The sequence below is a fragment of the Corallococcus silvisoli genome, assembly GCF_009909145.1.
Classification (GTDB): domain Bacteria; phylum Myxococcota; class Myxococcia; order Myxococcales; family Myxococcaceae; genus Corallococcus; species Corallococcus silvisoli.
Genome location: NZ_JAAAPJ010000031.1, coordinates 1 through 23,647, shown reverse-complemented (window position 1 = coordinate 23,647; position 23,647 = coordinate 1). Strand labels below are relative to the sequence as shown.

The window sequence follows — 23,647 nt, the reverse complement described above, 5'->3', positions numbered from 1 at the left end:
ATGTCTCAAGCGCCTGTGGTGACCAAGGAGAATGACGTCTGGGTGATTCGGATCGACCGGCCCAACGGCAAGACCCAGGAGTACCGCTGCGCCACGGAGAGCCAGGCCCGGCAGCTGGCGCTGGTGCTCGGCCGTCCCGACACCGGAGGCCCGCCGCGCCCCGCGTCGTCGTCCAGCAGCGTCGCGTAGGGTCGCCAGCACCCGGGGGGACGGGGTAAGGCGGGAGGCACGAGGAGGTTCCCGTGCCCGCCGCCGCATTCGAATCGCTCACCGTGGACGCCGAGGGCCTGCCGCTGCACGTGCGGCAGCGCCACCCCCACGGCACCCCCGCCGTGTTGTTCCTGCACGGGTGGTTGGACCACTCCCACAGCTTCGACCCGCTCTCCGAGTTCCTGCCCGAAGCCTGGCGCACGGTGCTGCTGGACCTGCGCGGCATGGGGGAGAGCGGCCACGCCGGGCCCGGCGCCGCGTACCACTTCAGCGACCACCTGCTGGACGTGGAGGCCGCCCTGGACGGGCTCGCACTCCCCCGCGTGCATCTGGTGGGACACTCGCTGGGCGGCATCGTCGCGCTGGCGTACGCCGCCGCGCGGCCGGAGCGGATCCAGAGCCTGACGCTCATCGAAAGCCTGGGCCCGTCCGGCGGCCCGCCCGAAGGCGCCCCGGTCCGCCTGCGCAGCTTCCTGGAGGACTCGCGCCGCCCGCCGAACCGCAAGCGCTACCCCAGCGTGGAGGCCGCCGCGGAGCGCCTGCGTCACACGAACCCCACCCTCTCCCCGGACGCGGCCCTGCTCTTCGCCCGCCACGGCACCCGGCTCACGCCGGAGGGGGACTTCACCTTCACCTTCGACCCGCGCCACCGCCGCCGCTTCGGACAGGCCTTCGACGAGGCCCAGTGGCTGGCGCTGGAGGCCGCCGTCACCTGCCCCGTGCAGCTCCTGCGGGGCACCCGCGGCCTGTCCCCCACCCCCGCGCTGCTCGAGGGGCGGCTCGCCGCCCTGCGCACCCTGGTGGGCCCCGCCCGCTTCTTCGACGGCGGCCACCACGTCCACCTGGAGCAGCCCGCCGCCGTGGCCGCCGCGATCGCCGCGTTCGTGGGGGAAGCGTCCACTTCCTGACCTGAAATGAGGCAGGTGCTCCTTGGCAAAAGGCCAGGAAAAACCTTTCACCCTCCAGGGCACCCCGGTTCCCTCCAGCGCTCACTTGGCCGCTGGATTGGGCGCCAAGTCCTTGATTTCAGGGGGCACCACGCCCCGTGCCGGCTCCGGCACGGGACTTGATTAGGAGAGGCCCGTGTCCCGGGCATCCGTGTGCGTGTGGTGGGGAAGGATGGGGAGCGGACAATGGTGATGGGGTGGAGGGGTCGGTACGTCCTGCTGGCGTCACTGGTGGCGGGGACGATGGCGTGTCACGAGGAGGACCAGACGCGCGGGGTGCAGGCCACGGCGGTGCTGGACGTGGATGCGCTCGACTTCGGTGACGTGCCGGTGGGCGAGTGGCGTGAGAAGGACGTGCGGATCCGCAACGTGGGCTACGTGCCGTTCTCCGCGCTGGAGGCGCTGGGGTTGGGAAACAACCCGGCCTACCAGGTGGAGCTGACGGACGGCGGAGGCCGCGTGCCGCCGGGCGAGTCCCACGTCGTGAAGGTGCGCTTCCACCCGCTCGCCGAGGGCCCCGTGGAGGAGACGCTGCGCGTGACGACGGACGCCAACGTGGGCGCCCTGCAGCAGGTGCCCGTGCACGGCCTGGGGACGCCCACCCGCATCGGGGTGAACCCGCCGGTGCTGGACTACCAGACGCTGGAGGTGGACAGCGACCGCACGCTGGAGGTCACCGTCACCAACCCCGTGGACCTCCCGCTGACGCTGAAGGTGGCGGGCAATCAGGCGGACCCCTTCACGGCGGACACCATCACCGTGCCGCCCAACACCACCCAGGTGGTGAAGACGAAGTACCTGCCCCGCTCGCTGGGGCGGATGGACGCCCGGCTGGAGGTCGTGTCCTGCGAGACGTGCACCCCGTCCGTGGTGGACCTGCAGGGCAACTCCGTGGCGAGCGCCTTCGTGTTCGACCCCGCGCCCGTGCCCTTCGACGAGATCCCGGTGCACGAGCGCACCGAGTCCTTCACCCGCGCGCGCAACATCACCTGGCGCCCGGTCACCATCTCCGCGCTGGCCACCAGCGACCGCGCCTTCCTGCCGCTGTCCAAGCCGGAGGGCACCACGGTGCAGCCGGACGAGGTGGTGGAGATGCGGATGGAGTTCGCCGCGCGCTACTCCGGCCCCAACGTGGGCAACCTCACGGTGGCGTACGCGTCCGACAAGGCGCGTGAGTCGCGCGTGATGCTGGATGCGCGAGGCGGCCGGCCCACGCTGGCCGTGGCGCCGGTGGCGCTGGACTTCGGAGAGCTGCCGGTGGGCGGCAAGGTGGAGCAGGTCATCCGCATCACCAACGCGGGCAGCAACGGCCCCCTCACCTTCACCGGCGTGCGCGCGGACGGCGACGCGGCGCAGTTCAACGTGGACACCCCCACGCGCGGCACCCAGCCCTACGCCTGGAAGGCCGGCGCCTGGCCCACGCTGGAGGCCAACGGCCTTCAAATCAACCCGGGCGACGACGCGCTGGAGCTGAAGGTCTACTTCGAGCCCAAGACGGAGGGCACCTTCACCGCGACGCTCTTCGTGCAGTCCAACGACCTGTTCACGCCCGAGCGCGCCATCACCTTGACGGGCCGCGCTCGCGCCAGTGGCCCGTGCGTGTATCAGCTGCGGCCCCAACCGAAGCTGGAGTTCGCCAACGTGGCGCCAGGCCGCGGCGCGGTGCTGGGCTTCTACTTCCGCAACCCGGGCCGGGCCGAGTGCGCCATCAAGAACGTGCACCTGTCCAACGACGGCGGCGGCGTGTTCTCCATGCCCGGAGGTCCCATCACCGGCGGCGTGGTGCTCTACGACACGGCCTTCAGCTCCATGATTGCCTTCAAGGCCCCCGCCACGGGCGGCGAGTTCAACGGCGAGCTGATGCTCACCGTCAACAACCCGGCCTACCCCACGGTGACCCTGCCCATCCACGCGGTGTCGGAGGCGTCCTGCCTGGTGGCCACGCCGTCCTTCGTGGACTTCGGGCCCATCCGCTACGACTGCGCCGCGAAGCCGCGCAAGACATTCGTGTCCAACCGCTGCAGCGAACCGCTCACCGTCTCGGACGCCATCATCGGCAACGGCACGAGCAACCAGTTCTCGCTGATGACGCCGGTGACGGCGCCCATCACGCTCCAGCCCGGTCAGGGCTTCGAGATGGAGGTGGGCTATGCCCGCGACGTGCTGGGCCAGCACTACAGCCCCATGTACCTCCAGTCGGACACGGAGCCGCACGGCTTCCTCGTGCCGCTGCTCGCGGAGACCAACCACGAGGGCATCCAGGTGGACCGCTTCACCCAGGGCACCGACAGCCAGCTGGACGTGCTCTTCGTGGTGTCCAACACCACCACCATGGAGCCGTACCAGCAGCGCCTGCGCAACGCCATCCCAGGCTGGCTGGCGCGCGCCAAGGAGCTGAACGTGGACGTGCGCGTGGGCGTCACCAGCACCGGACTCGTGCAGCGCGACGGACAGTGCGGCGGCGGGGCCAACGGCGGTGAGGCCGGCCGCCTCTTCCCGGTGGACGGCAGCCGCGCCCGCGTGGTGTCCGGCGCCAGCGCCAACGCGGCCGCCACCATCCAGGCCAACATCGAAGTGGGCCTCTGCCACAACCTGGTGCAGGGCCTGGAGACGATGCGCCAGGGCCTGTCCGCCCCGCTGTCCGAGCAGGCCGACGACCTCCGCACGCCGCAGCCCAACGACGGCAACCTGGGCTTCACCCGCATCGCGGCCCGCATGGCGGTGGTCGTGCTGGCGGACGAGGACGACCACTCCGGCTTCGAGCCGGACAGCTACATCCAGTTCCTCCACACGCTGAAGGGCACGGGCATGTCCCACCGCAGCAACCTGCACGCGCTCGTCCCCGCCGGAGCGTCCTGCTCCACCGCGGGCACCAGCGCGGACCGCTTCGCCGCGGTGGCCAAGGGCACGGGCGGCAGCGTGGGCTCCATCTGCGAGAGCGACTACCGCGCCTTCCTGGACCCCATCATCCAGCAGGCCGGCGGCCCGCAGGCGGACTTCCCCCTCACCGCGCTGCCGGACGGCACCGAAGAGCTCAGCGTGCGCGTGAATGGCCGCGTCCTGCCCGCGGACCAGTGGATGTACGACGCGGGCCGCAACGCGGTCATCTTCAACCAGGGCGCGGTGCCCACCGCGGGCCAGTCCGTGGAGATCCGCTACCGCAGCATCTGCGCGCCGACGCCCTAGCCAGGGCCGGAGGCTCGTGACGCACCGCGCCCGGGCCGGGCCCAGAGGGGGCCGGCCCGGTTCGTGTTTTCACGACAGCCCGGACTTTTGAGATCCGAGCGGTCGCGGCTATCGTCACGGCCGGAGTGGAAACGTTCGGCCGCTATGAATTGCTGCGCAAGCTGGCCACCGGCGGCATGGGGGCCGTCTATCTGGCCCGGCAGAAGGGGCCGGTGGGGTTCCAGAAGCTCCTGGTGGTGAAGCGGCTGCTCCCGCATCTGTCGGAGGACGACGAGTTCCTCCAGATGTTCCTGGACGAGGCGCGCATCGCGGCGCTGCTCAACCACCCGAACATCGCGCAAATCTACGAGATGGGGGACGTGGACGGGCAGTACTACATCGCGATGGAGTACGTGCACGGCGAGCCGCTGGGGTCGCTGGTGCCGCGCGCGTCGGCGCACCCGGGCGGTTTTCCGCTGGGGTTGCGGTGCCGCATCATCGCGGAGGCGGCGGCGGGGCTGGACGCGGCGCACAACGCGCGCAGTCCGTCCGGCCGCAAGCTGTCGCTCATCCACCGGGACGTGTCGCCGCAGAACGTGCTGGTGGGCTTCAACGGCGGCGTGAAGCTCATCGACTTCGGCGTGGCGAAGGCGCAGGGGAAGCTGTCCCAGACGGTGGTGGGCACCATCAAGGGCAAGCACGCGTACATGTCCCCGGAGCAGGCGCGGGGCGAGCCGCTGGATGCGCGCTCGGACGTGTTCGGGCTGGGGACGGTGTTCTACGAGCTGTTGACGGGCGGGCGCCTGTTCAAGCGTGAGACGGAGATGGCCACGCTCAAGGCGGTGGTGGGCTTCAAGATCGTCCCGCCGTCGGAGGCGGTGCCGGGCATCCCCAAGTCGTTGGATCCCATCGTCTTCAAGGCGCTGGCGCGCAAGCGCGATGACCGCTTCTCCACGGCGGGCGAGCTGCAGCTGGCGCTGGAGGAGTTCCTTCAGCAGGAGAAGCTGCACGGCACCAGCGCGCACCTGGCGGCGTTCATGCGGGACGTGTACGCGGACGAGCTGGAAGAGGAGCGCTTCGCGGCCGAGCCGACGATGATCTACTTCGACCCGCGCCTGATGGCCCGGCCAGGAGGCAGCGCCCCCGCGAAGGCCCCGGCCTCCGGGACGACGCCCCCCCAGGGCAAGGCGGCGGCGCAGGTGAAGGCGCCCCGCGCGCCGGAGCCGTCCGGCGTGAGCCACTCGTCGACGAAGGCCGCCGCGTCGCCGGAGGATTCAGGCGAGGGAGCACCGCCGGAGCGGACGGCGCGCACGAAGGAGAACTCCGGACTGAGCCGCCCCGAGGCCCGGCCCGTGAGGACCCGTGAGAACACCGGCCTGAGCCACGCGGACACGCGGCCCGTGCTCGGAGACGCGGACGCCAGCCACTCCTCCACCGCGAAGCACGAAGCCGTGCGCGGCGACGCAAGAGAGGGTCATGCGTCCACCGCGAGGCACGAGGCCGTGCGCGGCGACGCGGATGAGGGCCGTGCTTCCACCGCGAAGCACGAGGCCGCTCGGCGTGACTCGAACACGGGCCGCTCCTCCACCGCGCAGTTCGGAGCCGTGCGCGCGGAGGACTCCAGCGGAGCCCGGCCTGTCGCCAAGCCCGGCCGTGCACCAGAAGGTTCCACCGGGGGCCGCTCCCCGGGGAAGACCGCGCGGGCCTCCTCCGAGGCCGACAGCCGGGCTTCGGCGAAGTCCGCGCGCGCCGCGGACGACTCCGCCGGCGGCAAGGCCTCCGCGAAGGCGGGCCGCGCCTCCGAGGGCTCCGTCTCCTCCGCCCGGCGCCCCTCGCGCGGGAATGATCCCGACTCCGGCAAGTAGCGGTTCCCGGACTCGATGGAGCAGCGCGCCGGGGGTCGGGGGCCCATGACGGCCGCGAGGACACCCGGTTCACGCGAGGCCATGACTCGCGTCGCAACGCGCGGACAGGATTCACGTCACACCGCGAGGTCGCCGCCCGCGCGGCACCGCGCAGCCAGGACTCGCGTCACACCGCGCAGTCGCTATCCGCGGCACCGCGCAGCCGTGATTCGCCTCACACCGCGCGGCGGAGAAGGCGCGGCGTCTAGAGGCTGGCCAGGGCGACCCGGTACAGCGCGCGGTAGCCCATGCGCGGCGCGACCTCGAAACGGTCCGCGTTGAAGATGTCGCGCAGCAGCGCCTGCCCGTCCGGCGTGGACTGGAGCCCCAGGAGCGCTGACTCCAGCGAGGCCACCAGCGGCGCGGGCAGCCCCATCGCCACCGGCACGCCGTCGTTGGGGGCCTCGTCCGTGTACGCCAGCAGCTCGAACTTCGCCCCCATCCCGGGGCCCAGCACGTCATCCACGCCCGTGGCGAAGCTCAGCCCGGTGGAGGCCGGCGGACAGAACACGCTCGTCACCTGCGCCCGCCCGTCCAGCACCGCCTCCAGCGCGCCGTGGTAGGAGCCGGTGAACTGCTGCGACACGAACGCCCGCGACGGCTCCAGCCCCTGCGTCTTGAGGAACGCGCTGGGCAGCAGGTAGCCCGCCACCGAATCGCGGTCCACCCACGCCGCCGTGGCGCCCTTGAGCTTCTCCAGCGTCAGCCCGGAGCCCGCCCGGCCCACCAGCGCGGAGCGGTAGCTGGACATGCCCCGGCGCACCCCGCGCGTCAGCACCCGCACGCCCATGGCCTCCATGCGCGCGCACACGAAGGGCGGCGCCCAGGCCGCGTCCGCGCGCCCGGACAACAGGTCCTTGGCCAGGGTCTCGTAGCTGGTGGCGACATTCACCTCCACCAGCTTGCCCAGCGCGCGCTGCAGGAACGACGCGAGCCGTTCCGCACGCTCGCGCGCCGTCTCACTGCCCAGCGATGGCGGCAGGCCGAAACGGAAGGAGTGCCGCGGACCGGAGGGGACGTGCGGGGTCATGCCACCTCCCTGCTTACCCCTGCTGGTCCAGCCGCGCCACTTCATCGTCAGCCAGACCGAACGTCGCCTGGAGCAAATCCAGGATCCGCTGCTCCGCGACGCTCGTCCGGCCGGACGCGTGGGCGATCTTCGTGGCCAGCTGGTACGCCTTCACCCGCTGGGAGTGCGTCGCCAGGCCGTGCGCCAGCACCTGCAGTCGCTGCGGCAGCCCGTCCGACGCCAGCGCCGCCACCGACTCGCTGACGAAGCCCTGCGCCCGCTCCGGGCTCACGTTCTGGAAGAGCGGATCCGCCGCGAAGCTCTCCACCATCGCCCGGGCCTCCGCCTCCTTGAGCTGCCCGTCCGCCGCCAGCACCAGCACCATCACCTCCGCGAACAGCCGCTCCAGGGGCTCGCCCAGCGCCTCCGACAGGCTGCCCCCCTGCTCGATGACGTCGATGATCTGCGCCACCTCGTCCTCGGAGATGCCCAGCGCCGCCTGGAACGTCTTCAGCAACCCCAGCTCCGAGCGCGTGGCCCGCTGGTCCGCCAGCGCCACCGCCGCCGCCAGCCCGAAGGCCAGCATCCGGTTCTTGTGGTCCGGCAGCCGCCGCCGCAGGGACGACAGCACGTCCTCCAGGTTGCGCGCCTCCGACAGCCGCGCCGCGCTGGACTCCACCAGCTGGTTCAGCTCTCCGGACTGCGTGCCTTCGAACTCCGGGCGCTCCAGCACGCGCGCCAGCAGCGTCTGCATCTCGCGCTGGGACACGCTGCCATCCGCCATGGCGGCCAGCAGCATGGCCTCCACCAGCGCCGCGTTGCGCTCCTTGCGCGCCTTTACTGCCTGCTCTCGAGCCATGGACTGGCGCTCCCTTGCGTCTCGGTGGTGGGGGGGGTGGCCCGGGGCCCTTCTTCTTCCGTCGCGTTCAGCGGGTCCGGGTTCAGCGTCTTGTCCAAAAGGTGCGTCGGCCGCACGTTCGACATCGCGTTCAGCAGGCTCTGGCGGACGTTGGGGATCTCCCGGCCCAGGTCCTCCACCAGCTTCTGCATCCGCTTTCGCTGCAGGTTCTCCTGCGAACCGCACAGGTCGCAGGGGATGATGGGGAACTGCTTCGCCTCCGCGAACTGGATGATCTCCTTCTCCGGCGCGTAGCACAGCGGCCGGATGACCACGTTGCGCCCGTCGTCGCTCTTCAGGAGCGGCGGCATCGCCTTGAGGCTCCCGGCGAAGAACATGTTCAGGAGCATCGTGTGGATGAGGTCGTCGCGGTGGTGGCCCAGGGCGATCTTGTTGCACCCCAGGTGCACGGCGGCGTTGTAGAGGATGCCCCGGCGCAGGCGGGAGCACACCGAGCACTGCGTCTTGCCCGGGGGGGTCTTCTCCAGGACGATGCTGTAGGTGTCCTCCTTCAGCATCTTGTAGGCGTAGCCCTCGCGCTGGAAGTACCCCTCCAGCACGTGGCCCGGGAAGCCGGGGTGGCCCTGGTCCAGGTTCACCGCCAGCAGGTCGAACTTCACGGGAGCCCGCCGCTGCAGCTCGCGCAGCAGGTGGAGCATCGTGTAGGAGTCCTTGCCTCCCGACACGCCCACCATGATGCGGTCCCCGGCCTCGATGAGGCGGAAGTCCGCGATGGCCCGGCCCATGTGGCCAAGCAGGCTCTTTTCCAGACGTTGGGCGTCGTTCATCGGCGGGGCCATCCTAGCGGCGGTTCGGGAAAAAACACGTCAAACGGGCGTGCCGGTCCGCTAGCCTGCTCCCCGCGATGCCGACCTTCCCTCAGGGTGCCGTGGACGTGGTGGACAGCGCGAGCGCGGAGGCCGCCACGCGCGGGCTGGAAGCCGCGCCGGAGTGGGCGGTGGACCTGGAGGCGGACGCCATGCACGCCTTCCGGGCCCGCCTGTGCTTCCTCCAGCTGGGCACCGACACGGACATCTTCCTCTTCGACACGCTCCAGCCGGGCGTGGATCCCCGCCTGCTCTCCCCCGGCATGGAGGATCCGGCGCGCACCAAGTACTTCCACGCCGCCCAGGGCGACCTCCAGTTCCTCGCGGAGGCAGGCGTGCGCGTGCGCGGCCTCTTCGACACGCACCGCGCGGTGACGCTCCTGGGCTGGCCCAAGGTGGGCCTGGCGGACCTGGCCCGTGAACGGCTGGGCGTGGAGCTGCCAAAGGAGCACCAGCAGTCCGACTTCGCCCTGCGCCCCCTGCCCCCGGGCATGCGCGACTACATCGCCAACGACGTGCGCTACCTGTGCGAGCTGGGCCGCCAGGTGCGCGACGCGTGCCGCGAGGCGGACATCCTGGAAGAGGTGCTCCTGGACTGCGACCGCATGTGCGCCGAAGCCGAGGCCCGTCCGGAGGTCGGCGCCGAGTACAAGCCCAAGCTGTCCCGCAGCGGCCTGTCCCAGACCCAGTACGCGCTGGCGCACGCCATCGCCCAGGGGCTGCACAAGCTGCGGCTGGAGTGGGCGGAGAAGGACAACGTGCCCATGGGCCGCATGCTGTCCAACATGGCCATCACCGACCTGGCGATGAAGCAGCCGGACACGCACAAGGACCTGGCCCGCGCGGCCGGCGTGCGCGGCGCCGTGGTGCGCGCGCACGGCGACGCCCTGCTCGCCCTCATCCGCGAACAACAGCAGAAGGCCGCCCGGGGCGAGCTGGACCTGGACCGTGAGCCCAAGGGTCCGCGCGACCCCCACCGGCGCAAGCGCGAGGACGCGCTCAAGGCCTTCCGCGTGGAGCAGGCCACGGCGCGCAAGGTGACGCCCAGCGTGGTGCTCACCAACCCGCTGATGGACGCGCTGGCGTCGAAGCCGCCCGCGAGCGTGGAGGAGCTGGCCCAGCTGCCCTACCTGGGCGCGAAGCGGGTCCAACTCTACGGCGAGAAGCTGGTCGAGCTGCTCAAGGCCTTCCCGGTGCTGGGCAGCTGACGTTTCCCCGGCCCCCCAAGGCAGGACAGGCGCGATTCACGTGAATCGTCCGTGAGTCGTGCGCATCCCTGACGCCGCGCGTGTCCATGGCCCCGGGACGCAGGTGTTCACGCCCCATCTGGGCCTTCAGTGCTGGTTGCGCGGACGGCGGGCGTGCGTACCTTTGACGCCGCACTTCAGGGAGGGCGTGGCCATGTTGGGAGCAAGGACAGGCGCGGCGCGAACGGAGGTCTCCCGATGCATCGCCGCGAGCCTGCGGTGTCAGAGCGCCTGCGAGGAAGGCATGGCGCGGCTGGCGGCCCAGGGCATCCCGGCGGACGACGACGCGGTCCGCCTGCTGCGCCAGTGCGCGGAGCTGTGCGAGCTCAACGTGCGCGCCCTCCAGAAGGAGAGCCGGCTGTCGCGCCGCACCGCCAGCCTGTGCTTCGAGCTGGGCAGTCAGGTGGCGCGCGCCGCGTGGCTGGAGGCGTTGGACCCGGCCTCGGACGCGCTCGCGCGGGACGCGCTGCACCTGGCGCGCGCGTGCCGCCCGCTGGTGTTCGCCGCCTGAGCTAGAGCGCGACGCCGTACAGCGCGCCGTACTTCGCGCGCAGGTACGCGAGGAAGTCCCGGTCCGTGAGCCCCTCGCCGGTGATGGCGCGCACGCGCTCCTCCGCCGGCAGCCGGAAGCCCTGCGAGTGCAGCTGGGCGCGCAGCCACCCGAGCAGGGACGCCGTGTCCCCCCGCGCCAGGTCCGCGTCCAGCGCCGGCAGCGCGCGGTTCGCGGCGGCGTACAGCGACGCGGCGTAGAGGTTGCCCAGCGCGTACGTGGGGAAGTAGCCCAGCTCTCCCCAGGCCCAGTGGATGTCCTGCAGCACGCCCTGGGTGTCGTCCGGCGGCGTGAGGCCCAGGTAGCGCCGCATGCGCTCGTTCCACGCGGCCGGCAGCTCCGACACGGGCAGCTCGTCGCGCAGCATCGCCAGCTCCAGCTCGTAGCGCAGGACGATGTGCAGGTTGTACGTCACCTCGTCCGCCTCCACGCGGATGAGCGACGGCACCACGTGGTTGATGCCCGCGTGGAAGCCGTCCAGGTCCACGTCCGCGAGCGGCTGCGCGAAGGCCTCCTTCAGCGCGGGGAAGTGGTGCGCCCAGAAGGGCCGGCCGCGGCCCACCAGGTTCTCCCACAGGCGGGACTGGGATTCGTGCAGGCCCATGGAGGGCACCGACGCCAGCGGCGTGCGCTGGTGCTCCGGGGAGAAGCCCTGCTCGTACAGGCCGTGGCCCGCCTCGTGGAGCGTGCCGAAGAGCGCCGCCTGCGGCCACGCCGCGTCCAGGCGCGTGGTGAGGCGCACGTCCTGCGCGTGCAGGCTGTTGGTGAACGGGTGGATGCTGACGTCCTGGCGGCCCGCCTCCAGGTCGAAGCCCACCGCCCCCAACAGCCGCATCGTGAAGCGCCACTGCTGGGCGGTGTCGTAGGCGCGGCCGTCCAGGAACGCCGGGAAGGGCCGCTTCAGCGCCCCCAGCGCGGCCACCATCGGGATGAGCGCGTCGCGCAGCGCGGTGAGCACCGGGGTGAGGCGCTTCACGCGCATGCCGGGCTCGAACCCTTCGAGGAGCGCGTCGTAGCGCTCGCCGTCGTGGCCCTGCGCGTCCGCCTGCTCACGCCGCAGGGCGAGCAGCGCCTCCAGCGCGGGCTGGAACCGGGCGAAGCGCTTCGTGTCGCGCGCCTCGCGCCACGCCTGGATGCCCTCGCCCTGGGCCTCCGCCAGCGCCGTCACCAGCCGGGCGGGCAGCCGCACGGCGCGGTCGCGCTCGCGGGTGAGCAGGCGCACCATGGCGCGCTCGTCGGGCGTCAGGGCCGCGGAATCCGGTCCTCCCTCCCCGGCGCGGGCCAGGGCCTCGCCCAGGCGCGGGTCCACCAGCCGCTCGTGGTGGAGGGCCTGGAGGGTGGCGAGCTGCTGGGCGCGGGCGGGGGCCGCCCTGGCGGGCAGGTACACCTCCCGGTCCCAGGAGGCCAGGTTGATGACGCCGTTCAGGTCGTTCAGCTCATGCATCCGGGAGCGCAGCCAGGAGTCCATGACTGTGTTTCTAGCGCGCTTCCAGGGTATGAGGACCGCCGCGATGGCCAACATCCTCCAATTCTTCATGGCACCCGACGACGAGGTCGCCTTCTTCCGTTTCCTGGAGCGCCACGTGCTGGAGGTCTACCCCCGGCGCGTGCCCGCGGACTGGGCGCCCTTCCGGGCCACCCCGGACAACATCCCGCGCCTGCCGGAGGAGGACCTGTACCTGGTGGCCAGCGAGATTGGCCCCGCGCTGGTGGACAAGGTGAAGCGCGGCCCGGACAAGGGCTCCTGGCGCATCGACGAGGTGCGCTCGCCCGTCATCTTCGTGGAGCGCTCGCGCCGCAACGAGGAGGGCGAGCTGCTCAGCGGGAAGATGTGGGTCGAGCTGGAGGTGACGTCCCAGACGGGCCGCCGCGACGCGGCCCCGGACAAGTTCCGCCGCCTCTACCTGGAGGTGGAGGAGTTCGTGAAGAAGACCTTCCGCCGGGGCGACCCCAAGGACTTCTTCGTCGGCCCCAAGGCCGCGCGCCTCTCCAAGGAGGGCCTGGTGCTGCGCGACTCCGCCTTCCGCGGCGGCACCGTGGTGCCGCACAAGTAGCGCTCAGGCGGCGGTGTCCCGGTCCCGCGCCGGAACCACGTCCGCCGTCACCCGCGGCCCGGGCGCCTCCCGGGCCGCCGTCCGCGCGAGCCGCGGCGCCAGCAGCAGGGCCAGCGCGAGCGGCGCGGACAGCATCGCCGCGAACTGGAAGCGCAGGTCCGGGTTCGGCGACAGCACCAGCCACGCGGCGGTGTTGGTGAGCGCGCACTGCAACGCCAGCAGCGCGCCCGGGCTTCGCTGCCGCCACAGCACCCCGCACAGCGCGGCGAGCAGCAGGTACAGCGACGGCGCGGGCTGCCACATCAGGATGCGCTGCCAGGGCTCGCCGATGGACGCCTTGAGCAGCACCTGCGTGTAGGGCCGCGCCAGCGCCGGGAACCAGGAGCGCGTCCTCCAGCCGAAGACGTTCTTGTCCACCGCGCCGCCGTCCGGCTGGAACGGACCGATGTAGAGCATCGAGTCCAGCGCCCACAGGTAGCGGGTGACGCACACCCACTGGTCGAAGAAGGCGTCCGGGTGGCTGCGCGCGAAGCGCCCCACCACGCCCGCCATCTCCAGGGCCCGGCCCTCCAGCAGCTCCGGGTGCTCGTACAGCGGCGAGCCGGGCCAGATGAGGAAGCCCACGGACTCGCAGCGGTAGCGGCGCTTCCAATCCTCCAGCGGCATCAGGGAGGTGAGCGTCTTCACGTCGTCGGGGGGCAGCGTGTCCGCGTGGAAGGCGGCGGTGCCCAACCGGTGGAGGCTCAACACCTGCGTGAGCAGCGGCGGCGAGGGCTTCACGTTGGCCGCCACGTACACCGGCCCGCGCACCAGCAGCGTCAGGCCCACGCCCAGGATGGCCAGGGTGCCCCGCTGCCTCGAACCTGGATAGCGCCACAGCGCGCTCACCATCAGCGGCAACGCCACCAGCGGACCGTTGTGCCGCAGCAGGCTGATGCACGCCACGCACAGCCCCAGCCGCGCCGCGGCCTTCACCGTGAGGCCGCCGGTGCGCTCCGCGCGGAGGATGACGAGGCCCGCCCAGAGGCACATCCAGGTGAAGGGCGCGTCCTTCCACACCGCGATGACGTTGGTGCCCAGCGCCGGGGACAGCGCGGCCCACGCCACCACGGCCCAGCGGGCCCAGCCCGGCACCTTCCAGTGCCCCAGCTCCTCCAGCAGCTTGCCCAGGAGCCCCGCGAACATCAGCACCTGGAGGGCGCTCACGGAGGCCATGGAGTCGAACGGCCCGGCGATGAGCCACAGCCACCACGTGTGGAACGGCGGGTGCCAGTTGACGAACTGGCGCGCCACCACCTGCTCCCACTGCAACAACGGATCAAACCCGATGAGCCCCGGGAAGTAGAGCAGCCACAGGCCGCCCCACGCCAGCGCGAGCGGCAGCGCGTACTTCGCCCAGCCCGCGCGGCGCCGGGCGAAGGCGGCCGCGCGCCCCGTCCCCCAGCGCGCCTCCAGCGCGAGCCAGAGCACCCACCACGTCCCCAGCACCATGACGACGTCCGCCACGTCCGGCGTCCAGAAGCCCGGCCGCGTTTCGGGGATGCGCACGTGGACGGTTCCGTCCTCGTCGGTGTGTTGCTCGAACGCGAGCGCGCCGCCCGGGTCGCCCCAGAGGACCGGCGCCCGCGCCACCCACCTCGCCTGGGACACGGTGCGGCCGGACAGCTTCTCCAGCGCGACCTCCACCGCCACCGTCCGCCTCGGCAGCGGGATGCGCAGCTCCTGCACCCCTTCCGGCAGCCCGTGGCCGTCGTACAGGGTCAGGTCGTCCTTGGAGAGACGCGACGCCTGGGGCCCATGCCCCTGGCGCTGGTAGGTCACGCTGCCCTCCAGCGGCCACCCCACCGACTCGATGCGCAGCCGCAGCTCGCTGAGCGGCCCCACCTGGTACTTGAACAGCGGCCAGAGCGCGAGCGCCACGAGCAGCGCCAACCCCAGCCAGACTCCCTGACGCGTGCGTCCCATGCCTTCCACTTCCATCGCTCAGGCGACTCCCGAGGACGCGGCTGAACCAGCGTCCACCCAATGCGTCCTCTCGGGCAGGCCCCCGTCCCCTTCCGCGCCCGCGTCCCCTTCCCTGGCCGCCCGCAGGCGGGGCGCGCAGGCCCAGGCCCAGGCGAGCGGTGCCGCCACCAGCGTGGGGAACAGGAAGCGCAGGTCCGGGTTCGGCGACAGCACGAGCCAGCCCACGGTGTTGAGGAGCGCGGCCTGGAACACGAGCAGCGGCGCCACACGCCGCTGCCGGGTCCACGTGGCCAGCAGTCCCGCGAGCAGGAGGTACAAGGACAGGGAGGGCTGCCAGAACAGCATCCGCGTCCAGGTAGCACCACCGACCGTCGTCGCGAAGAAGAACTCCTCGCGGGCCCGCTGGGCGCGGGGCAGCCACGAGCGGGTCCTGAAACCGAAGGCGTTGGGGTCCACGGTGTTTCCCTGGCCGTTGAAGGGCCCCACGTAGAGCTTCGGCTCGTAGGCCCACACATAGCGGGTGACGCACAGCGCCTGGTCCAGGAACACCCCCGGATGCCGGAGCGCGAAGCGCGCCACCACCCCGGCGAGCTCCAGCCCCCGGCCTTCCAGCCGCTCCGGCGCGGCGCCCAGCGGCGAATGGTCGAAGAGGAGCGGTCCCACCGCATGGCATACGTAGCGGGCGCGCCACGCTGGCAAGGGCATGAGGCTTTCGAGCACCCGCGCGTCCTCTTCCGAAAGGTCCGGCGACGCCGCCATCGCGCCCAGCCGGTGCAGGGTCAACACCTGCGTGAGCGTGGGCGGCGCGGGCGCCACCTTCGCCAGCGCATGGACGGGCCCGCGCACGAACAGGATGCCCCCCAGCCCCGCTGCCAGCAGCAGCCCCCGGGCCCGGCGGTCCCGCATCCGCCACAGGCCGGTGACGAGCGCGGGCACCGCCAGCAGGATGCCGTTGTGGCGCAGCAGCCCCAGGCACGCCACGCACAGGCCCAGCCGCAGCGCGCTGCCCGCCCCCGCGTCCCGCGTGCGCTCCATGCGCAGCAGCAGCGACACGGACACCAGGCACATCAGCGTGAAGGGCGTGTCCTTCCACACCGCGATGATGTTGACGCCCACCGCCGGGGACAGGCCCGCCCAGAGCACCACGCCCCAGCGCGCCCAGGCGGGGACCTTCCAGTGCCCCAGCTCCTCCAGCACCTTGCCCATCGCCGTGGCGAACAGCAGCACCTGGAAGCCGCTCGCCGCGCCCAGCGACTGGAAGGGCCAGGCGAAGGCGCCCAGCCACCACGTGTGGAACGCCGGGTGCCAGTTGGAGAACCGCCCCTGCACCAGTTGCTGCCACTGCGACAGCGGATCGAACGACACGAGGCCGGGGAAGAACGCCGCCCACCACGAGCCCCACGCCAGCGCGAGCGGCAGCGCGTACTTCGCCCAGCCCGCGCGGCGCCGGCCGAACGCGGCCACGCGCCCCCTGCCCCACCCCGCCTCCAGGACGAGCCAGAGCAGCAGCCACGCGGACACGCCGTACACCGCGTCCGCGGCGTCCAGCGCCCAGAAGCCCGGCCACAGCGCGGGCACGTGGAGCCGGACGGCGCCGTCCCCCTCGGCCTGCTGGTCGAAGGCCAGGGCCGGGGCCTCACGCAGCCCGACGGGCTCGCGCCTGGACACCCAGGAGACCTGGGTGATCCGCACCGGCACGTTCCGGAGCGTGACGTCCGCCTGCACCGCCCGGCGAGGCAGGGCGATGTGGAGCTCCTGCATGCCCGGCGGCAGGCCGTCGCCGACGTGCTGCCACAGGCTGGCCTCCTCGAGCGTCCATTGCTGGGGCGCGTGGCCTTCGCGCTGGAAGGACACGCTCCCCGTCGGCGCCCCGGGGGTCACGGGGAAGCGCACCCGCAGCTCGTTGTCGGGACCGACGTGGTACTTGAACAACGGCCACAGCCCGACCACCGCGACGAGCGCGATGGCCGCGAGCCGCCACGGATGCCGCGCTCCTCCCGACACGGGAGGGGCCGCGACGCGTGCCTCCACGCTCATGTTGCACCGCGATCCTGAAGGACGTCACCGGCCCCCCGCCGGCCAGGATGGGAACGGTCCTCCCTCGACTAGCTACCCGTGGCGATGGATGACGCCTGACGCAGCATCGGGGCTTCCGAGACAAACTTCAATTCCGGGTGCTTCTCCTCCGCGTGCTGGAGCGCCCAGTCGTCGCGGAAGAGCACCAGGGGCAACCCGTCGCGGTCCTGCACCGTCTGGCGGTTGCCCTCCCAGTCGAACGAGCGCGGGTCGAAGTTCTGCCCCACCACCCACCGGGCGTGGCTGAAGGGCAGCCGGTCCAGGGCGATGCGCGCGCCGTACTCGTGCTCCAGGCGGTACTGCAGCACTTCGAACTGGAGCGCGCCCACCACGCCGACGATGGGGTCCTTCATGCCCATGCTCAGCTGCTGGAAGATCTGCACCGTGCCCTCTTCGGAGAGCTGCTCCAGGCCCTTCTCCATCTGCTTGCGGCGCAGCGGGTCGCGCGAGCGCACCACCGCGAAGAACTCCGGGCTGAAGCGCGGGACGCCCTCGAAGTTGACCTCCGTGGAGCCCTCCGCCAGCGAGTCGCCGATGCGGTACTGCCCCGGGTCGAACAGACCGATGACGTCCCCCGGCCACGCGTCCTCGATGGACGTGCGCTCCGCGGCCAGGAACTGGCTGGGCTTCGCGAGCCGCACCTCCTTGCCCAGCCGGGAGTGGAACGCGTTCATGCCCTTGACGTAGCGGCCGCTCACCACGCGCATGAAGGCGATGCGGTCGCGGTGCGCGGGGTCCATGTTCGCCTGGATCTTGAAGACGAAGCCCGCGAACTTGGGGTTCGTCGGCTCGCGCGGGCCCTGGGTGGTGGGGCGCGGCGTGGGCGCGGGCGCCAGGTCCAGGAACGCGTCCAGGAAGGGCCGCACGCCGAAGTTCGTCATCGCGCTGCCGAAGAACATGGGCGTCAGCTGCCCCGTGTCCGACTTCTCGCGGGTGAAGGCATCCCCGCCGATGTCCAGCAGCTCGATGTCCTCGTGCAGCTTCTCCAGCTCCGCGTCGGTGAGCACCGCCTTGATCTCCGGCGCGTCGATGGACACCGAGCGCTCCGCCACTTCCGACTCGCCGTGCGAGCCCTCGGCGGAGAACAGGTGCACCACGCGCGCCTGCCGGTCGTAGACGCCCCGGAACTCCGGCCCCATGCCAATGGGCCAGTTCATCGGGTACGAGCGGATGCCCAGCACCTGCTCCAGTTCGTTCATCAGCTCCAGCGGTTCGCGGCCGTAGCGGTCCAGCTTGTTGACGAACGTGAAGATGGGGATGTTGCGCATGCGGCAGACCTTGAAGAGCTTCTTCGTCTGCGGCTCGACGCCCTTCGCCGCGTCGATGAGCATCACCGCCGCGTCCGCCGCGGAGAGCGTGCGGTAGGTGTCCTCGGAGAAGTCCTGGTGGCCCGGGGTGTCCAGCAGGTTGACCGCGTGGTCGCGGTAGCTGAACTGGAGCACCGACGACGTGACGGAGATGCCGCGCTCCTTCTCCAGCTCCATCCAGTCGCTGGTCGCGTGCCGCCGGGCCCGCTTGGCCTTGACGCTGCCTGCCAGGTGGATGGCGCCGCCGTAGAGCAGCAGCTTCTCCGTGAGGGTTGTCTTTCCCGCGTCGGGGTGGGAGATGATGGCGAAGGTCCGTCGCCGGGCGACCTCCCTCTCGAGCTCGTTGGCCATGATCCGAGGCCAACTATCACGGGCGGTCGTTCCTTGCAGCTTGCAAGCAGCGCCTGGGGGCCCGGCAGGGCACCGGCCCTCCAGGAAACCCCTCAGCGCCCACCCCGGGAGCCCCGCCATGCAACGCACCCTTCACGCCACCGGCACGCCCTGGGAGCCCCGGGTCGGCTATTCGCGGGCGGTCCGCGTGGGCCCCTTCGTCTCCGTCTCCGGCACCACCGCCACCGGCGCGGACGGCCAGCTGGTGGGTGAAGCAGACGCCTACCGGCAGGCCGCCCAGGCGCTCGCCAACATCCGCGCCGCGCTGGAGGCCGTGGGGGCCCGGCTGGAGGACGTGGTGCGTACGCGCATGTACGTCACCGACATCTCCCGCTGGGAGGAGGTGGGCCGCGCCCACGGCGAGGTGTTCGCGGCCATCCGCCCCGCCACGTCGATGGTGGAGGTGAAGGCCCTCATCGACCCGCGGATGCTGGTGGAGATCGAAGCGGACGCGGTGGTGGCGTCCGCTCCGGCCTGACGGCTCAGAACTCCGCGGTGACGTCCGTGGGCGCGTCGTCCGGCGCGCCGGGGTTGCCGGGCTCGGGCGACAGGTCATCGCCAGCGCCCGTGGGGGGCGCCACGTCGCCGCGCAGCTCCACCGCGGGGCAGTCCTGGGCGGTGCCCACGCGGCTGCCCTCCACCTCCGTGCAGGACGCCGGGCGGCTCGAGTCCGAGCACCGGAAGAGGACGCGGAAGAGCTCCTTCTCCTGGGCGTTCCAGCAGGCGGTGCCGACGTAGGCGGTGTTCGCCGCGATGTCGCCACCCCAGGCGAGGATGTCCACGCGGCCGCCGGTGCCGGGGATGTGGCGCACGGAGGAGAGCACCGTCTCCTTCGCGCTGGTGGCGGTGCCGGGCAGGTTGTACGGGCCCAGCACGCGCACGCGGGTGACGCCGGTGGCCTGGAGCTTGTGGCCCACGAAGGCGCCGGTGACGGCCGGATGCGCGGACGTGTCCGGGGTGAAGTTGGACAGGCGGTACGCCAGCGACTTGCTGCCCTGCCCGAAGTGCGCGAACGACATCATCATCTTGCCCTGGCCCGCGAAGGACGGGGCCACCGCCTTGAGGTTGTCCAGGGAGATGGCCAGCGTGCCCCGGCCGCGGTGCGCGTCGCCGTTGCGCTTGAGCGCGCCCGCGGCGACCAGCTTGTAGGCGGTGTCGTCGGTGCTGCCCAGCGGACGGGCCTCCAGCTTCCACTGGTAGCGCTGGCCCACGCCCTTGCGCACGGAGAGCTTGAACGTCGCGTTGGCGCGGTCGGCGGGGCCGTACACCAGCACGTCGCCGGGCTGCGCGTTGGCGGACCGCTTCACCAGCTCCGCGATGGGCACCAGCGCCTGCCGGAGCGCGTCGTTGAGCGCCTTCACCTGCATGCGCGCGCCCTCCAGCATCACGGCGCCCTGACCGTCGAGCGAGGCCTCCACCTGCATCAGGTCCTGCGCCACGAGCGCGGCGCCATCCTGCGCGGGCGCGTCCGCGTTGATCTCCAGCGACGTGCCCGCGAAGTCCGGCAGCGACTCCGCCGCCTCCTGATCATCCACCCCGCCGCACGCCGTCGAGAGCACCAGGGCCGCACCCACCGCCAACGTCTTGTTCCAGCGCATCGTCATTCTCCAGTTCGAAGGGTTCGCGTGACTGCCTGCTGTCCCTCCAAACCCCAGGGGTCCGAGGTGGTTGCGGGCGGGGAATTATTTCTCGCGCGGGGGCCCATGTGCGCCCGTGTCGGCCGGTGGGGTGGCCGCCCCCTCGGGGGAGGCCTACCTTCCAAGGACCATGGGCGTCGAATGGAAGAGCAACATCGACATCGCGGACGCGCTGGAGCGGGTGGCGGACCTGCTGGACACGCAGGACGCGATGCCCTTCCGGGTGGGGGCGTACCGGAAGGCCGCGGCCACGCTCGCGAGCTGGCCGGACTCCGTGGCGCGGGTGCTGGCGGAGCATGGGGAAGCGGGCTTGAGGGAGCTGCCCGGCGTGGGCAAGAGCATCGCGGCGGCGGTCGCGCAGCTGGTGCGCACGGGGCGGATGGAGCTGCTCCAGCGGCTGGAGGAGGAGGCCTCCCCCGAAGGCCTGCTCGCCAGCGTGCCCGGCATCGGACCGGAGCTGGCGAAGCGGATCCACGAGGCGCTCCACATCACCACGCTGGAGGCGCTGGAGCTGGCCGCGCACGACGGACGGCTGGAGCGGGTGGAGGGGTTCGGCCCCCGGCGCGCGGAGCAGGTGCGGGAGGTGCTGGCCGCGCGGCTGGGACGCAACCGGAGGGAGCGCGAGCGGGGGCGCCCCCACGGGCCCGAGGACGGGCCGCGTCCCTCCGTGGCGCTGCTCTTGAAGGTGGACGCGGACTACCGCCGGAGGGCGGCGGCCGGAGAGCTGCGCCGCATCGCGCCCAAGCGCTTCAACCCGTCAGGCGAGGCGTGGCTGCCGGTGATGCGCGAGCACGTGGAGGGCTGGACCCTGCGGGCCCTGTTCTCCAACACCGCGCTGGCGCACCAGCAGGAGGCCACGCATGACTGGGTGGTCATCTACTTCGACCAGGATGACGTCGAAGGCCAGCACACGGTGGTGACCTCCCACGTCGGGCCCCTGAACGGCAGGCGCGTGGTGCGCGGGCGCGAGGAGGAGTGCCTCGCCTACTACGCCCGCGAGGACGCCGCGCATGAAGCACCGCACGCGGGGGCCTGATCCGCGCGACAGGGCGGGTGAGCGTCACCCGCCCTCGCGGGAGCGTGGCTCAAGGCGCCGGTGAGTACACGTCGACGCCCACGCGCGCGCCGCCATTTCCGCTTCCGCCCGCGACCAGCACCCGGCCGGAGGGCAGCACCGACAGGGCGTGGTGTGTGTTGCGCATGGACAGGATGCCCGCCGGGGTCCACGCATTCGTCGCGGCGTCGTACACCTCCGCCGAATCCAGCACGCCCAGCCCCGAGCCCCCCTCCCCCGTCACCAACAGCACGCGGCCGGTGGGCAGCACCGTGGCATGCGGCAGGTAGCGCGGCGTGTTCAGCGAGGCCACCGTCCTCCAGGTGCCGCGAGCCACGTCGTAGAGCTCCACGGAGCGCAGCGGTCCATCCGCGCCCCAGCCCCCCGCCACCAACACCTGACTCCCATCCCCCAGCGGCATCGCGACATGGCCATAGCGCGCCACCGCCATCGGCGCCGTGGCCGTCCAGGTGCCCGTGGCCGGGTCATACACCTCCGCGCTCGCGGTGAGCGCGTCGGCCCCGGTGGAGCTCCCGCCCATCACCAGCACCCGGCCCGAAGGCAGCGGCACCGCCGCGTGATACGCGCGCGCATGCGCCATCACGCTCGTGGCGCTCCACGTGCCCGTGGACGGGTCATACACCTCCGCGCTCGCGAGCGTGGACGCGGAGCTGGAACCCGACACCCCGCCTGTCACCAGCACCTTGCCGGAGCCAGGCAACAGCGTCGCGGTGTGACGCGCCCGCGCCGCGCCCATGCTCCCCACCGGAGTCCAGGTCCCCGTGGCGGGCGCGTACACCTCCGTGGCGGACAACCAGGTGGCGGCATCCCGCTGGCCGCCGCTCACCAGCACCCGGCCGTCCCCCAGCGGCGTGGCGGAGTGCAGGAACCGCGCGGTGCTCAGGTCGGCGGCGTCCTTCCAGCTGTCCGTCGCCTCGTCGTACAGCGCGGCGCCCGCGAGCGCCGCACCCGCCGACGAGGCCCCGCCCACCACCAGCACCTCACCGGAGCCCAACCGGGTGGCGGTGAGCTGCGAGCGCGCGGTGACGAGGTTCGCGGCCGCGCGCCACGGCAGGACGGAGGGCCGGTAGCGCTCCGCGGACGCATTGCGCGCACCCGCCTGGGGCACCCCGCCCAGGACCAGCACCTCTCCGGAAGGCAGCAGCGCGGCGGCGTGGCTGATGCGGCGCGTGGCCATCTGCGCCGTCTGCGTCCATGTGCCCGAGGCCGGGTCATAGAGCGCGGCGCGGTCCAGGTACGGCTGTCCGCCGGTGGAGCCCCCGGTGAGCAACACCTGCCCGGAGGTGAGCAGCGTCGCGGTGTGGAAGACACAGAGGGTCGGCAGCGCGCCCTGGGCGGTCCAGGTGCCGGTGCCCGGGTCGTACAGCTCGGACAGGTCCGTGGCGAGGCTGCCCGCGAAGCCGCCCGACACCAGCACCTGCCCGGACAGCAGCAGCGTCGCGGTGTGCCCCGTGCGTTGGGTGAGCATGGGATTCACCGGCAGCCAGGCACCCGACGCCGGGTCGAACAGCTCCGACGACGCGAGCACGTTCCCGTTCGCGCTGTCCCGGCCGCCCGTGACGAGCACCCGGCCATCCGGCAGCAGCGTCGCGGTGTGACCCAGGCGGGCCGCGCCCATGCGGCCCGTGGCCACCCAGGCATTGCTCGCGGGCACGTAGAGGAGCGAGGTGGCCAGCGCGTTGCCAGCGCCACTGTCGCCGCCCGCCACCAGCACCCGGCCATCCGGCAGCAGCGTCGCGGTGTGCTGGGAGCGGGGCACGTCCAACCCGCTCGCGGCGGACCAGCCGTTGGTGTCCGGGTCGAACACCTCCGCCCCCGCCGAGGCGAGCACGGACGTGCCGCCGCCCACCAGCAACACCTTGCCGGAGGCCAGCAGCGTCGCGGTGTGGCGCTGGCGGCTCGTCGCCATGGCGCCCAGGCTGAACCAGCGGCTGGTGCGGGGGTCATACAGCTCCGCCGCGGACGTGCCGCCACCCGTGACGAGCACATAGCCATTGCGCAGCAACGTGGCGGTGGCGTCCACGCGCGCCGAGGCCATCGTGCCGGCGCTGCTCCACGTCGACACGTCGACGCGCGCGGTGGAGGTGGAGGGAACGAAGGGCCGCGCATCGGGCGCGCAGGCCACCGCGCACGCGAGCGCGAGCACGGCCAGCAGGCCGTGAAGACGTATCCGGTTCATCGGGGGGTAATCCTTTACTTCCTGGGGGGGCGGCTTTCGCCGCGGGGGGGCGGCCCCTTAACCCAGACGGAGGAAAGACACCACCGGTGAATTCCTCTCACTCACGCGCGGTCGTCGCCCAGGCGGGGCGCTAGGCCGTGTCTGATGGATGTGGGAGCGCCGGTTGTTGTCTCCGCAAGGAGGCAAGGCGAGATGATGCGCTACGAG

At 72.1% G+C, this 23,647-nt stretch carries 18 protein-coding genes; 9 read left to right on the top strand and 9 right to left on the bottom strand.

Annotation, left to right across the window (positions count from 1 at the left end; all coding sequences use genetic code 11):
- From GTY96_RS36680 to GTY96_RS38655, 4 genes are all read left to right on the top strand, one after another.
- Positions 1 to 189: a hypothetical protein gene (locus GTY96_RS36680; RefSeq protein ID WP_143905139.1), complete on the top strand. Its 189-nt coding sequence runs from the start codon at positions 1 to 3 to the stop codon at positions 187 to 189.
- Between the two features lie 53 nt (positions 190 to 242).
- Positions 243 to 1,118 carry an alpha/beta fold hydrolase gene (locus GTY96_RS36675; RefSeq protein WP_143905140.1) on the top strand — a complete coding sequence of 292 codons (876 nt, stop codon included), beginning with the start codon at positions 243 to 245 and terminating at the stop codon, positions 1,116 to 1,118.
- 225 nt (positions 1,119 to 1,343) lie between these two features.
- Positions 1,344 to 4,343: a choice-of-anchor D domain-containing protein gene (locus tag GTY96_RS36670; protein ID WP_143905141.1), complete on the top strand. Its 3,000-nt coding sequence runs from the start codon at positions 1,344 to 1,346 to the stop codon at positions 4,341 to 4,343.
- A gap of 125 nt (positions 4,344 to 4,468) precedes the next feature.
- Positions 4,469 to 6,187 carry a serine/threonine protein kinase gene (locus GTY96_RS38655; RefSeq protein ID WP_328701128.1) on the top strand — a complete coding sequence of 573 codons (1,719 nt, stop codon included), beginning with the start codon at positions 4,469 to 4,471 and terminating at the stop codon, positions 6,185 to 6,187.
- A 244-nt stretch (positions 6,188 to 6,431) separates the two neighbouring features.
- Here GTY96_RS38655 and GTY96_RS36660 read toward each other — a convergent pair whose 3' ends face one another.
- The 3 genes from GTY96_RS36660 to ttcA are packed head-to-tail and all read right to left on the bottom strand — an operon-like array spanning position 6,432 to position 8,933.
- Positions 6,432 to 7,256, bottom strand: a complete 825-nt coding sequence (locus GTY96_RS36660; protein ID WP_143905142.1) for a phosphate/phosphite/phosphonate ABC transporter substrate-binding protein — start codon at positions 7,254 to 7,256, stop codon at positions 6,432 to 6,434.
- A gap of 13 nt (positions 7,257 to 7,269) precedes the next feature.
- On the bottom strand, positions 7,270 to 8,094 hold the full coding sequence (locus tag GTY96_RS36655) for a tellurite resistance TerB family protein (RefSeq protein ID WP_143905143.1): 825 nt from the start codon (positions 8,092 to 8,094) through the stop codon (positions 7,270 to 7,272).
- Complete coding sequence (ttcA, locus tag GTY96_RS36650; RefSeq protein ID WP_143905144.1) at positions 8,073 to 8,933, bottom strand: tRNA 2-thiocytidine(32) synthetase TtcA; 861 nt, start codon at positions 8,931 to 8,933, stop codon at positions 8,073 to 8,075. Before ttcA ends, GTY96_RS36655 begins: the two co-directional genes overlap by 22 nt.
- A 65-nt stretch (positions 8,934 to 8,998) precedes the next feature.
- Here ttcA and GTY96_RS36645 point away from each other — a divergent pair, with 65 nt between their 5' ends.
- Positions 8,999 to 10,168: a ribonuclease D gene (locus GTY96_RS36645; RefSeq protein WP_143905145.1), complete on the top strand. Its 1,170-nt coding sequence runs from the start codon at positions 8,999 to 9,001 to the stop codon at positions 10,166 to 10,168.
- Positions 10,169 to 10,361: 193 nt separating this feature from the next.
- Positions 10,362 to 10,718: a hypothetical protein gene (locus GTY96_RS36640; RefSeq protein WP_143905146.1), complete on the top strand. Its 357-nt coding sequence runs from the start codon at positions 10,362 to 10,364 to the stop codon at positions 10,716 to 10,718.
- Between the two features lies 1 nt (position 10,719).
- On the opposite strand, the gene GTY96_RS36635 is transcribed toward GTY96_RS36640, so the two are convergent.
- Entirely contained in the window at positions 10,720 to 12,225 is a 1,506-nt protein-coding gene (locus GTY96_RS36635) for a carboxypeptidase M32 (RefSeq protein WP_161667130.1), read from the bottom strand.
- Positions 12,226 to 12,268: 43 nt separating this feature from the next.
- On the opposite strand from GTY96_RS36635, the gene GTY96_RS36630 reads away from it, so the two are divergent.
- Positions 12,269 to 12,811, top strand: a complete 543-nt coding sequence (locus GTY96_RS36630; protein ID WP_161667129.1) for a hypothetical protein — start codon at positions 12,269 to 12,271, stop codon at positions 12,809 to 12,811.
- Between the two features lie 3 nt (positions 12,812 to 12,814).
- Here GTY96_RS36630 and GTY96_RS36625 read toward each other — a convergent pair whose 3' ends face one another.
- The 3 genes from GTY96_RS36625 to GTY96_RS36615 all read right to left on the bottom strand — a co-directional run bounded on the left by GTY96_RS36625 (position 12,815) and on the right by GTY96_RS36615 (position 18,510).
- Entirely contained in the window at positions 12,815 to 14,776 is a 1,962-nt protein-coding gene (locus GTY96_RS36625) for a hypothetical protein (protein ID WP_161667128.1), read from the bottom strand.
- A gap of 18 nt (positions 14,777 to 14,794) precedes the next feature.
- Positions 14,795 to 16,813: a hypothetical protein gene (locus tag GTY96_RS36620; protein WP_161667127.1), complete on the bottom strand. Its 2,019-nt coding sequence runs from the start codon at positions 16,811 to 16,813 to the stop codon at positions 14,795 to 14,797.
- Positions 16,814 to 16,881: 68 nt separating this feature from the next.
- Positions 16,882 to 18,510: a peptide chain release factor 3 gene (locus GTY96_RS36615; protein WP_143905151.1), complete on the bottom strand. Its 1,629-nt coding sequence runs from the start codon at positions 18,508 to 18,510 to the stop codon at positions 16,882 to 16,884.
- 118 nt (positions 18,511 to 18,628) lie between these two features.
- Here GTY96_RS36615 and GTY96_RS36610 point away from each other — a divergent pair, with 118 nt between their 5' ends.
- On the top strand, positions 18,629 to 19,027 hold the full coding sequence (locus tag GTY96_RS36610; protein WP_161667126.1) for a RidA family protein: 399 nt from the start codon (positions 18,629 to 18,631) through the stop codon (positions 19,025 to 19,027).
- 4 nt (positions 19,028 to 19,031) lie between these two features.
- Here GTY96_RS36610 and GTY96_RS36605 read toward each other — a convergent pair whose 3' ends face one another.
- A complete protein-coding gene (locus GTY96_RS36605; RefSeq protein WP_143905153.1) occupies positions 19,032 to 20,147 on the bottom strand; it encodes a hypothetical protein in 1,116 nt (371 codons plus the stop codon).
- Between the two features lie 169 nt (positions 20,148 to 20,316).
- Here GTY96_RS36605 and GTY96_RS36600 point away from each other — a divergent pair, with 169 nt between their 5' ends.
- The gene (locus GTY96_RS36600) at positions 20,317 to 21,222 is read left to right on the top strand and encodes a helix-hairpin-helix domain-containing protein (RefSeq protein ID WP_143905154.1); all 906 of its coding nucleotides are present in this window, start codon (positions 20,317 to 20,319) and stop codon (positions 21,220 to 21,222) included.
- A gap of 49 nt (positions 21,223 to 21,271) precedes the next feature.
- Here the strand turns inward: GTY96_RS36600 and GTY96_RS36595 are convergent, their stop codons facing one another.
- Positions 21,272 to 23,440 (bottom strand): Kelch repeat-containing protein, encoded by a 2,169-nt coding sequence (locus GTY96_RS36595; RefSeq protein WP_235686133.1) that lies wholly within the window; start codon positions 23,438 to 23,440, stop codon positions 21,272 to 21,274.
- Positions 23,441 to 23,647 lie beyond the last annotated feature (207 nt).